The following is an 11,378-nucleotide window of genomic DNA, read 5'->3' as shown; positions in this document are numbered from 1 at the left end:
TTGATATGATTTTCCTAGAATATTCGCAGCATCAGTTATTGTATTGCCTTCACTAACAATTTTAACAGCAATCAATCTTTGATAATACCTATGATAAGCCACATAATTGCTGATTTCCTCATCTAATACGGTTTTAGTCATTTTATTAAAAACATCAATTTTAGATTTTCCAGACATATTTTATAATTTGTCAGTCATCTATAATAAAAGTTTGGTTAGTAACTATATAAAGAAAAATATTTGCTTAACATTTGACAATATTTGCTCATGTGAAATTTTGAATCATGTAACCTCCTCGACTCTGCATGAAAAATTAAAATTCGAATAGTGAAAAAAATACTATTTTTTAAAAAATATTGAAATTTTAAATATAATAAACCACATAAACTTAAATAATATTTATTATTGAATATTTGAGAAATTATGGTGAAAATATGAAAGTACTTATCGCTGATGCTATTAATGAAAAAGGTATTGAAAATTTAAAGGAAGTAGCTGATGTTGTAGTGGATACTGAAATTACTCCTGAAGAATTAGCAAATACCATACACGAATATAATGGAATTGTTGTAAGAAGCCGAACAAAATTAACTGCCGACATTATTGAAAAAGCAGATAATTTGCAAATTATTGCAAGAGCAGGGGTTGGAGTGGACAATATTGACATTGATGCTGCAACAGAAAAAGGTATTATGGTTGTAAACTCTCCTGAATCCACTTCTGTTACTGTAGCAGAACATACTATGGGATTAATCTTAAGTATGGCACGTAAAATATCAATTGCCGATAAATCTGTTAAAGAGGGAAAATGGGAAAAGAAAAAATTCATGGGTGTTGAACTTAGAAACAAAACCCTTGGTGTAATTGGTATGGGAAGAATCGGGTCCCAAGTAGTTAACAGATGTAAAACCTTTGGAATGGATGCAATGGCATATGATCCCTACTTACCTGAAGAAGTTGCAAAACAAATGGGTGTTGAATTAACTGATTTGGATAGCGTTCTTAAAAATGCTGACTTTATTACAATACACGTTCCATTAACTCCTGAAACTGAACATTCAATTTCAACTGAACAGTTTGAAATAATGAAAGACGGAGCATTTATTGTCAACTGTGCTCGTGGAGGAGTTATTGATGAAGAAGCATTGTATGATGCTTTAGTTAATGATAAAATTGGTGGAGCTGCTTTAGATGTATATGAAGATGAACCTCCAAAAGATTCCAAATTATGCGAACTTGACAATATTGTTTTAACTCCCCATATTGCCGCTTCAACTAAAGAAGCGCAAAGAGACGCGGCCATTATTGTAGCTGATGAAATTATTGAATTAACCAAAGGAAACAATCCTAAAAATGTTTTAAACATGCCACGTATCGACAATAACACTTACCAAGAATTAACTCCATACATGGAATTATGTGAAAAATTAGGTAGTTTCATCTCACAAGCTGTAAATGGTAAAATCCAAGAAATTGAAATTGTTTACAGCGGAGAATTAGCTGAAATAAGCAACCTTGAAATATTAACCCGAACAGTAATTCAAGGTGCTGTTAATCCCTTCTTAAGTTCCCCAGTTAATGCTGTAAATGCATCCCTTGTTGCAAAAGACAGAGGAATTAGCATTACTGAAGGCAGAAAAGACAATGCCAAAGGTTATGAATCATTAATCAAAGTTATTGCAAAAAGTGAAACTGATTCATTCTCAGCTGAAGGTACCCACTTACACGAAGCAAGAATTTTAAAAGTAAATGGTTACTGGGTAGATGTTATTCCTAAAGGACACATGTTTATTGCAAAATATGAAGATGTTCCAGGAAGTATCGGTAAAATTGGCACCAAATTAGGTGAACATAACGTTAACATTGGAATTATGCAAGTTGGAAGAGATAAAAAAGGTGGAAGAGCCATCATGGTTCTAACTTTAGACAAAGAAATTCCAAAAGAAGTAATTAAAGAACTTCAAGATTTGGATAATGTTTATGAAGCTATTGGATTAGAATTATAAAAAACAATTTTTCACCATGATTGTTTTTTTTATTTTTCATTTTTTGAAATTTTTTTAACAGTGCCATCAGGATTTAACTCAATTCTGATTATCTGTTGATTTGGCATTTGAGTATTGGAAATAATATCTGTTTGATTGGTGGATGCCCAATTAACTTGATTTCGTTTTTCAAATTCTTCATAATTATTTAATCTTTCATCATCAAGTGTTTTAAAAAATTCATCATCATCCTCATCTAAAAACCCCGGTTTAAATTCATCATCATCAGTTACAACATCGTCGTCATCGAAGAAATCTTCAGAATTGTCCTCAATTAGACTACTATAATCTCCTAAAGTATAATCCACTGGCTGACCGTAACGGTCATATGACTTAAAAGTTTGCAAAGAATAAGGAAGGCATACAATCATGTGGAAGTATCCGTGCCTAGAAAATGTAGTTAAATCAGCATCTGATGGACTAGCACTTGGTCCAGGGTGTGAGTGAACAGACCCCATATACTTTGTATTGATTGGAATTAATTCTGTGTGAACTACAGCACCTGTTTCGCAGGTTTCTCCTGGAAGAAATATTAAACTAGTGATATAAAGAATTTTATCCTTAATTTCCCCATCAAAGAATGCTAAAAATTCATTAGGATATGCTTTTTTTGCATAATAAATTACTGATTCAAGAACTTCACGGTCAACTCTAACCTCTCTAAATTCATCATCATTTCTAAATAATTTTGAAATAAAGCTCATTTTATCACATCAATATTTTTAAAGAATGTTTCATTAAATATTGGCAATTCCCAATCAGTGAAAACATGACTTCTATAGGATATTTGTTTTTTATTTTCTTTTTTATTAAAACCTTCGATTTTTTAACTTTCCTATAAATAGCTATGCCACGTTTCTTATAAGTTTTGACATTATTTAAATTAATGCCATTTTGGAATAATAATTCGTGTATTTCATTTAACTTCATGCCATTTATTTTATCATTAGCTTCAGAATTTGAATATTTTGATTTGAGGTATGAAACTCCATGTGAATTAACACAATTCCTCCAAGATTCATCTTGTCTCCATTTAAAATATTTCAGAATATCATTTTCATTAATTGGAATTATTCTTGAATCAAAAGCAGGCGGTTTTTTAAATTCTATATTATAATGCATTACAAAAGATGAAGAGGTAAAACTTGCAAATATTGAATTTATTTTTTCAACCCTACCTTCAAACGGAACGCGATCCAAAAGTATGCTTATTTCATCCGAAAAAGTATAAACAAAAAGTGGTGAGAATTCTTTAAATAAATCTTCACAAACTCTTGCAATAACCTTATAAAAATTCTCATCATAAGGCTTGTCTAACTCCAAATCATGAGCTAATTTATGAAAAGCCCTTCCATCCAATCTAACGATTATCTTAGAGTTTTTTGGAACTTTTAAAGGAGAATAAACTTCATACTCTTTCATTAAATACCCACACTAATGGTTTCATTAAAGCTTTTAAGTAAACGAATAGCTGAAAGTGCAGCCAACATGCTGGTTTTTGGATTGGCTTCACAAGGTAAATTTTCAGTTCTTGTTTTAAACTCGCCAAAGTCCCCTTTTGCTGTAATTTCATGAACATTCCTGTCAACTTTTGGATCAGCAATGATTTTAACATCAATATCCATTTTACATGCAAGACTAATTGTTGCAGCTACATTAATATTTAATGGAAATTCTTTTACAGCATCTGAAGCTTTTCCTTCAAATAATATTTCTTCAGCATCAATATTCATTCCAAGAGATTTTGGTGATTTTCTTGTAATCAGACTTACTTCTTTAAGACCGAATTTGGATACTGCCTTAATTCCATCTAAACCAACAATGGCTCCTGAAGGCAAATGCAGCTTAGTATTATTTTTTTTAGCAAGATCCTCCAATTTATCAAAAAATTCTTCATCCATTAAAGCGCCTATACTCATTACAATCATTTCAATACCATGATCTAGCACTTTAGGTGCATATTCTTTAACTGAAACCGGCGCAGCACATTCTAAAATTAAATCTACCTTATCCAACATATCATCAAAGTCAAGTACTGCTATCCCTCCAGCCAAACTAGCTAAATTTTCTGCTCGTTCAACATCTTTATCAAAAAAATATTTAATTTCAATACCGTTATCTTCAGGAACTATACTAGTAGTGATAATATTAGCAATAGCCCCACATCCTATAATGCCTACTATCATAGTACCGCCCTAAAAAATGTTAAAAAAAAAAGAATTAGTGAAAGATTACTTATAATCTTTCAGCATCAAATTGGCTTTGAGTTTCGCTATGTGGTTGAGGTGTTTCCGGTTTAGGAACGGTGGCTTCAGGGATTTGTGGTTCAGGAGTTACTTTTTTCATATCCCTCGGATTAATTAACATAATATCCCCAATAGCTTGAACCTTATCAAAATCAACCGTTAATACATCATTTTGGAAAGACCTCATATTATTATCTTCAGGCATTTCTCCACGAATGCTACCTAAAAATGAATTCATAAACCCAGCAGGTTTTGGTTGTTGCTCAATAGCCCTTACCTGTAATTTTGAAATAGTTCCTAATCTAATATTAAGAACAACATCCTCTACACGACCTACATAATGTCCAGTGTTAGTATAAATATCTAAACTATGTAATTTTGAAACTTCTACCATGTTTACACCCAAATATTTAAATAAATATGTATTATTCTATTTAATTGTTAATATAAATACTTTATGATTTATAAATGGCTCTTTCAAAGAAAAAACAAAAAAAATCAAATCAAAAAAAAAGATTAAAATCAACTCGCCAAACAACAAATTGACAAAACAGAATTATAAGTTTAATCCTTATTTTATGATTTTAACTTTAGTTGTTTTACTTATTGCATAATTTTGGTTTGCTGATTTTATAACTACTTTGTGTGTTCAGATTTTTAAACAGCAAGTGTATAAGTGGGTTTGTCCTTTTTCGTCGGTTATTAGTGTGTATGTTTTGTATTTTTTTCCATTGAATCATTTTACTTTGATTTTGATAAAAAGGTACGGGTTTTTTGGTTTTTTTGTTGATTATTTTGATGTTTAGTTTTTTGTCCCTGTGGATTTTTGCTGTGATTTTATTTGTTTTTACAATTGTGGGTATTTTATTGATTTGAATATTAATTTTTTCTGTTGGTGATTTATAATTGTTTAAAATATTAATATAAGCTTTATAGTTTCCTGCTTTCCATTTTGATACATTAAATTTGGCTTTTCCATTTTTATTTGTAGTTGCATAGTATGTTTTACCATTGACTTTTAATGCTAATTTAACATTGCTAATGAAATAATAATTTTTTATATCCATAAGTTCAACGGTGAAATATTTTCCTGAATTATATATGGTTTTAAAATTATCAGCATGGATAAATGCTGGAACTTTATTAACTTTAATAATCGCATTAGCACTATACTTATAACTATAATAATGAATATTTGTAAGATAATTATCAAAATAGTCATTATCATGACTACTTAATTCAACATTGTAAATACCATCATTTAAATTATCAGGTAACTTTAAAACACCTAAACCCTTATCATCAATAGTTAGGTTAAATATTTTATCATAACCTTTTTTAAATATGTGTACTTTAACAATGTCTCCTTTAAATGGAATATCTCCTAAACTAAATTTAACAAGAAAATTACCTGCTGTTCCATAGTTGATGGAAAGATTATTAGCAGTTAAATGTCCTTTAGAGTTTACAACAACACAATAAAATCTAGCAGGTTTAGACGGATCATTATCATATAAATCTCCAATATAATCACCATGAACAACACCTTCTAAAAACTTATAATGAGAAGCAGCACCCATAATTCCATGATATCCTGTGTTATTGAAGAAAAATGTATCTCGAATAGTTCCGTTTGCCCCTTCCCAATAAATAGCACCACTTCCACCATAACTTACACTATAAAATTCATTATTATATATTGATGAAGCGATTATAGTTCCATTATTACCTTTCCAATATATAGCACCACCAGGACCACTTTCTAAAGGTTCCAAGATAGATAAATATCCCCCATTTACTTTCCCATTTATTATTCTTAAGTTTTTTAGTACTACATTGTCAGAAAGTATGTATAATGCTCTGTATTTTTTATTAGCGTCTAAAGTACTGTGCCCATTTTCACTTGTGATTGTTATGCTTTTATTAACAATTATTTGATGACCAGTACTTTTATAAGTTCCATTAAGGACAATGGTATCATTATCGTTTGCTATGTTAATTGTTTTTTGAATATCTTCAAAAGTGCTTCCATTAACATATCTAACTACTCCACCTGTTTTTTCCAAAGGAGTATTATCTGTATTAGATGGATAAGAAAGATTTGGAGCATCCGTATTATCTTCTACTATTGCATCATTAATGTTCTCATTAGCTGATACTAATCCTATGCTGAATATCAAAATAATTAATAATGACATTGATATTAATATTTTATTCATTACTATATATATACTTTATCATAACCTTTTTTAAATATGTGTACTTTAACAATTTCTCCTTTAAATGGAATATCTCCTAAACTAAATTTAACAAGAAAATTAACTGGTGTTCCATATCCAATGTAAAGATTATTAGCAGTTAAATGTCCTTTAGAGTTCACAACAACACGATGAAAATTAGAAACTTCATAGGAATTAGTCTCATATAAATCTCCAGTATAAACTCCATGAACAACACCTTCCAAAAACTTATAATAAGAAGCAGCTCCCAATATCTCATGATATCCTATGTTATTGAAGAAGGAGGTATTATGAATAGTTCCATTTGCTCCTTCCCAATAAATAGCACTACTTCCACCATAACCGAACTATGAAATTCGTTATTATATATTGATGAAGTGATTATAGTTCCATTATTACCTTTCCAATATAGCACCACCAGGTCCACTTTCAAAGTTAAAAATAGATCCACCATTACCATCTACTTTCCCATTTATTATTATTAAGTTTTTTAGTACTACATTGTCAGAAAGTATGTATAATGCCCTATATTTTTTATTAGCATCTAAAGTACTGTACCCATTTTCACTTGTGATTGTTATGCTTTTATTAACAACGATTTGATGACCAGTGCTTTTATAAGTTCCATTAAGAACAATAGTGTCATCATCATTTGCTATGTTAATTGTTTTTTGAATATCTTCAAAAGTGCTTCCATTTACATGTCTAACTACTCCACCTGTTTTTTTCCAAAGGAGCATTATCTATATTAGATGGATAAGAAAGATTTGGAGCATTTGTATTGTATTCTACTATTGTATCATTGAAGTTTTCATCAGCTGATACTAATCCTATGCTGAATATCAAAATAATTAATAATGACATTGATATTAATATTTTATTCATTACTATATTCCTCCTTTTATTTTATTATTTTTATATTTCTGGTACATGATATTGTGTATTTGTTGTTTGCAGAACTTATAATAACTTTATGTGTTCCTACACTTAAAATTTTTGTATTTAAATAAATTGTACCTTTATCGTTTGTTGTTAATGTGTATGTTTTGTAGTTTTTTCCTGTGTAAACTTTAAGAGAAACTTTTATTCCCGTGATTATTTTTCCTGTAGCTTTATTTTTAATATTAGCAGTGAAATATTTGTTTGCTTTGTATTTATGAACTATATCTTTAGCATTTACTATGGTAGGTGCTTTGTTTATTTTTATCGTACTTATTTTTGAACCAACTTGCAAATATTGAGTTGGTTCTCCACTCTCTATGATTACTTTATGAGTTCCAATGGATAATTTAGAGCAATGATATTTAGCAATCCCTGCACTATTTGTGGTGAGTGAGATTGTTTTATATTTATTGTCGGTGTATACTTTAATTTTAAGTTTAACTCCGATCATTGGTTTGGAATCCTTAGTAATTTTGATTTGGAAATATTTACCACTATCATATGTTGTAGTTAACTTAGTAGGAGAAATATCAACATTATTAGCTTTATTAATTTTAACATTTAATTTAGCAGAATGTGCACTTAAAATATTGGTGGAAACAGTAGTTACAGTTACAGAATAAGTTCCTGGAGCATAAGGAACATTATAAGTAGCAATTCCATTAGAATTAGTTCTTAAACTAACCTTTTTATCATTAAATTTAACAGAAAGCATTACATTACCCATTGCTTTGTTAGTATGTGAATTAATAACTTTAACAGTTAATGTTTTAGCTTTGTAATACGAACCAGATTGAGATAATATCAGTTTAGGAACTATTTTATTTACTTTAACATATACAACTTTACTAGATTCATGAAAAACATCATCTCCATTAAAACTAATAAGTGTTCGATAAGATCCTGGATTAAGATTAATATTTAAAGAAACTTTACCATTATTATCAGTAATTTTAGTATATGATTTGCCATTAATATTAAAAGTAATAATTTTATTTATTAAAGCATTACCATTTAAATCTGACAAATAAGCAACTAAAGAATTACTAGTAGTGTAAAACATATTCAAATTATTAGCAAGAACCCTAGTTTCAACATAAGCATCCCTACACTCAGTATAAGCATTAAGACAAATATTAGTATTAGACCAAATTTTAGTAGTATCCATCCATTGGATGATTCCATTAATATTAAGCAAAATGAAAGACTGATTAGCATTAGCGTATATTTTAGAAGAATTATTAACAGGGTATTCTAAAGGTATAATTTTATTTTCATTAAATCCATTATTAATTAAATGAACTTCTATTCTAAAAGTTTCACCTTTAGTTACATTAACGAAATTTGATAGTTTAATTGTATGATATCCTGCATAATCAAGATTAACAACAGTAGTGCCTCCTACATGAACTCCATTAACCAAAACATTAATTAAACATAGAGATGGTCCTCTAATGTATAGTCCACATGCATTTAAAGTTTCATTTTTCTCAGCAACCCACTGATTAGCAAAAAGAAGTTCTGTACTATAAAGATCTGACCAGTCTGTGATTCCTAAAGGGTTATGATAGTAGTTATTTCCATAATTAGTTACATTTTCAACATTAGTAAAAGCAAAACCTGAAAAACCAAAATAAGGTTTATAAGCTAGTGTTTTATCATAATATGAAACATACCAATATCCTCCTTCTTTAGAATTATTTCCATAACTATTTTTAACAATAAACGCCCCATCACCCATTCCATTAAAAGACCAATTAAAATTAGATGCTGAGTAATTATCATCCCAACCAACAATAGTTATAGCATGCCACATTTTTTTTTCAACATCATCATAATTATGAAGACATATGTAATTTGATTTTTCTTTGCTTTCAAAAATTGTGTCCCAAAATAGAGAAGTTACTACACTTCCATAATTATAAACTGCATTTTTAATTTCTAAAAGATCTAAAGCAAATGTTCGTGGATGTATTAGTTGTATTCCCTGTACATGTTTTAAAACATTTAATTTTTCAATTGAATCATCTCCAGATCCATAAATATCATCAGATTCATTTACAGGTCCACTCCAACGAAGTAAATAAGCAAGAGCCATATAAAAATTTCCACCCGTATTAACCGTCGCATTTGTGCCATTTCTTCCTCTGGAACTCATAATATTCTTTAGATGGTTTTCTGATAAGTCCCATTTTGTTGAAAGGTTGTATGTTGTTTTTTCATATTTTAGTAAAAAGCTTTCTAAAGCACTTATAGATGCAAAAGCCCAACAATTACTCGTAGATCCATTTTGGTTCTGATTTTTAATAGGAGTAACATAACCTAATTCTCTTGAATCATATTTGCTTGGTAAATAAGAACCAGTGATAAAATCATTAATATTATCAAATTGTGGAATATTTAAATATTCAGAGGGGATTGTTATGTTTATTTTTAATAATGTTGAGTTGGATTTTAGCCAACTTAGGTATTCTTCATCTAAGTAATAATTATTTTCATGTGAATAAATAATATCTTGATAATAATCATTATCAATAAAACATCCCATTTTTTCACTTGTAGAAATAAAATATGTTTCGTTTGGTGAAATAGTAAAATTTCCACCATTATATAATTTGTCAATATAATTTCTTGTAGCATAAAGTAAATAACCATCTCCAACTACAGAATCACTGCGAAATTCAAAGCCATGTTCATTAATTAAATAATTAATAAAAGAATAATATTTATCAGAATTAGAATTTTTAATATCATTCATAATAATAGCAATATTTTCAGCAGTTAAATTAGAAAATTCCTCATAAGTATCATTAGATTCATTTAAATCTTCAACTGTTTCATTAGTTTCATCATCACTTTCATTTAAATCATCATCATTTCCATTAGTTTCATCATCATCTTCACCAACACCAATAACATCACCAGTACTTTGAACAGTTGAATCAATTGAAACAACCTGTTCTAATATATTATTTGCTGGATCGTTCTTTGTATTATCATCAGTTGCATACACCGAACTTAAACTTAAAAATAAAACTAAGAAAAGCACAAATACTATCAAAAAGTTCTTTTTAAATAACATAATCCACAACCACTTTTTTGAATATACTATTTTTTAATTAAAAATAGTAATAAATTTTTCAATATTTTTAATAAATATTTGTACAATTAATGTGTATATAAATTAGACCTATTTAAATATTTCGGTACTTTCAAACGGTTCTTTCAAAAATTTGTTTGATTTTATTGTTTTTTGTTATTTATGTATCCAATAATTTAGTTTTAGCATGAATTTTTTTAAAAGTTCTTGTTTTATTTTCATTATCTTTTTTATGTGTTTTGGAAATACTTTTTGTAATATATTTTCAATTTTGTTATTTGTCGATGAAATATTGCTATTTAAAGATGTGTTGTTAATTTTTTAAAGTAAGGAATGATGAATTTCCAAAGAATTCTAATAATAAACTGATTTTAAGAATATTTTTTATTAATTAACTCATCTCTTAGTTTTTAGTTACATTTAGGATTTTTGCATCTAATATTTTGAAAATATCTTGTTTTAAATTAATTAATTCATCAATTTCTTCATCATTTAAGTTATTTTTTATCAAAATAATCTTTAAATCTTTTATTTATGTTTTTTACATGAAATGTGCAGAAACCATGTTTTACTTTTAATTTATCAATATCTTCTAGATAAGTGTGTTTTAAAATCTGTTATAATTGAAAATTTGTCTTGATTTCTTAAAGATTCCTCTAAAAATCGTTAAAGAGTCTCTGAATTTTCTGATTCGACTAATTTAACTAAAAGAAGTGTATTTAATTTAACATCAAATAACACTAAAATATAGTTCCAAAAACCATAATTTTAACCCAAAAACTATCAAATAAGTAATATCCAGAAT

General features: G+C 28.4%; 10 protein-coding genes. 1 reads left to right on the top strand and 9 read right to left on the bottom strand.

Translation table 11 applies throughout. The annotated features are described in order from the left end of the window. The first annotated feature begins 434 nt into the window (after positions 1-434). Positions 435-2,006 carry a phosphoglycerate dehydrogenase gene (gene serA, locus Q9968_RS02015; protein WP_305512979.1) on the top strand — a complete coding sequence of 524 codons (1,572 nt, stop codon included), beginning with the start codon at positions 435-437 and terminating at the stop codon, positions 2,004-2,006. 29 nt (positions 2,007-2,035) lie between these two features. Here serA and Q9968_RS02010 read toward each other — a convergent pair whose 3' ends face one another. The 9 genes from Q9968_RS02010 to Q9968_RS01970 form a co-directional block, all read right to left on the bottom strand. Continuing rightward, on the bottom strand, positions 2,036-2,749 hold the full coding sequence (locus Q9968_RS02010) for a Mov34/MPN/PAD-1 family protein (protein WP_305512977.1): 714 nt from the start codon (positions 2,747-2,749) through the stop codon (positions 2,036-2,038). 4 nt (positions 2,750-2,753) lie between these two features. Further along, a complete protein-coding gene (locus Q9968_RS02005; protein WP_305512975.1) occupies positions 2,754-3,467 on the bottom strand; it encodes a tRNA(His) guanylyltransferase Thg1 family protein in 714 nt (237 codons plus the stop codon). Further along, a complete protein-coding gene (locus tag Q9968_RS02000; RefSeq protein ID WP_305512974.1) occupies positions 3,467-4,231 on the bottom strand; it encodes an aspartate dehydrogenase in 765 nt (254 codons plus the stop codon). The genes Q9968_RS02005 and Q9968_RS02000 overlap by 1 nt, the downstream gene beginning before the upstream one ends. Before the next feature lie 49 nt (positions 4,232-4,280). Continuing rightward, positions 4,281-4,685: a PRC-barrel domain-containing protein gene (locus Q9968_RS01995; RefSeq protein ID WP_305512972.1), complete on the bottom strand. Its 405-nt coding sequence runs from the start codon at positions 4,683-4,685 to the stop codon at positions 4,281-4,283. Between the two features lie 205 nt (positions 4,686-4,890). After that, positions 4,891-6,489, bottom strand: a complete 1,599-nt coding sequence (locus tag Q9968_RS01990) for a hypothetical protein (RefSeq protein WP_305512970.1) — start codon at positions 6,487-6,489, stop codon at positions 4,891-4,893. Positions 6,490-6,512: 23 nt separating this feature from the next. Then, a complete protein-coding gene (locus Q9968_RS01985) occupies positions 6,513-6,755 on the bottom strand; it encodes a hypothetical protein (RefSeq protein WP_305512968.1) in 243 nt (80 codons plus the stop codon). A 171-nt stretch (positions 6,756-6,926) separates the two neighbouring features. Continuing rightward, positions 6,927-7,271, bottom strand: a complete 345-nt coding sequence (locus Q9968_RS01980; RefSeq protein WP_305512965.1) for a hypothetical protein — start codon at positions 7,269-7,271, stop codon at positions 6,927-6,929. After that, the gene (locus Q9968_RS01975; protein WP_305512963.1) at positions 7,237-7,416 is read right to left on the bottom strand and encodes a hypothetical protein; all 180 of its coding nucleotides are present in this window, start codon (positions 7,414-7,416) and stop codon (positions 7,237-7,239) included. Before Q9968_RS01975 ends, Q9968_RS01980 begins: the two co-directional genes overlap by 35 nt. A 16-nt stretch (positions 7,417-7,432) precedes the next feature. Next, positions 7,433-10,534 carry a lectin like domain-containing protein gene (locus Q9968_RS01970; RefSeq protein ID WP_305512961.1) on the bottom strand — a complete coding sequence of 1,034 codons (3,102 nt, stop codon included), beginning with the start codon at positions 10,532-10,534 and terminating at the stop codon, positions 7,433-7,435. Positions 10,535-11,378 lie beyond the last annotated feature (844 nt).

Source organism: Methanobrevibacter sp. V14, from assembly GCF_963082475.1.
Taxonomy (GTDB): Archaea; Methanobacteriota; Methanobacteria; order Methanobacteriales; family Methanobacteriaceae; genus Methanocatella.
Note: the sequence above shows the minus strand (reverse complement) of the source record. Positions and strands in the feature narration are given on the sequence as shown.

Coding starts and splice junctions, on each gene's coding strand:
- serA (WP_305512979.1), top strand. CDS start 435: ATGAAAGTACTTATCGCTGATGCTATTAATGAAAAAGGTATTGAAAAT.
- Q9968_RS02010 (WP_305512977.1), bottom strand. CDS start 2,749: ATGAGCTTTATTTCAAAATTATTTAGAAATGATGATGAATTTAGAGAG.
- Q9968_RS02005 (WP_305512975.1), bottom strand. CDS start 3,467: ATGAAAGAGTATGAAGTTTATTCTCCTTTAAAAGTTCCAAAAAACTCT.
- Q9968_RS02000 (WP_305512974.1), bottom strand. CDS start 4,231: ATGATAGTAGGCATTATAGGATGTGGGGCTATTGCTAATATTATCACT.
- Q9968_RS01995 (WP_305512972.1), bottom strand. CDS start 4,685: ATGGTAGAAGTTTCAAAATTACATAGTTTAGATATTTATACTAACACT.
- Q9968_RS01990 (WP_305512970.1), bottom strand. CDS start 6,489: ATGTCATTATTAATTATTTTGATATTCAGCATAGGATTAGTATCAGCT.
- Q9968_RS01980 (WP_305512965.1), bottom strand. CDS start 7,271: ATGCTCCTTTGGAAAAAAACAGGTGGAGTAGTTAGACATGTAAATGGA.
- Q9968_RS01975 (WP_305512963.1), bottom strand. CDS start 7,416: ATGAATAAAATATTAATATCAATGTCATTATTAATTATTTTGATATTC.